Source organism: Bremerella sp. JC817 (assembly GCF_040718835.1).
Lineage (GTDB): Bacteria > Planctomycetota > Planctomycetia > Pirellulales > Pirellulaceae > Bremerella.
Genome location: NZ_JBFEFG010000037.1, coordinates 1 through 466 on the forward strand (window position 1 = coordinate 1; position 466 = coordinate 466).

Genomic DNA, 466 nt, shown 5'->3' on the forward strand with positions numbered 1-466 from the left:
GGACTTATTATGCGTCAGCCTGCCGGTGCTCCTGGTGCTCACCCGCCCCGGGGCGGCCTCGACCCGGCACGCCGTCGCCGTCGGCCAGTCGCTGATGGGGGCCCTGCTCATCCACCTGACCGGCGGCCGGATCGAGACGCACTTCCACATCTTCGGGTCGCTCGCGCTGCTGGCCTTCTACCGGGACTGGCGGGTGCTGGTCACGGCCTCGGCCGTCGTCGTGCTCGACCACCTGATCCGGGGGATGGTCTGGCCGGCCTCGATCTACGGGGTCCCCTACTTCCAGCGGTTCCGATGGATCGAGCATAGCGGCTGGGTCGCCTTCGAGGACATCTTCCTCATCTGGTCGTGCCTGCGGAGCGTCCGGGAGATGCAGGCCATCGCCGAGCGGCAGGCCCGCCTGGAGGTCACCCGGGACGGGATCGAGCAGACCGTCCTCGACCGGACCGCCGCCCTCCGGGTCGCC

The 466-nt window shown here is 70.4% G+C and carries 1 pseudogene; it reads left to right on the forward strand.

The window, feature by feature from the left end:
* A pseudogene (locus AB1L30_RS00175) lies at positions 1-466 on the forward strand (histidine kinase); the annotation flags it as partial.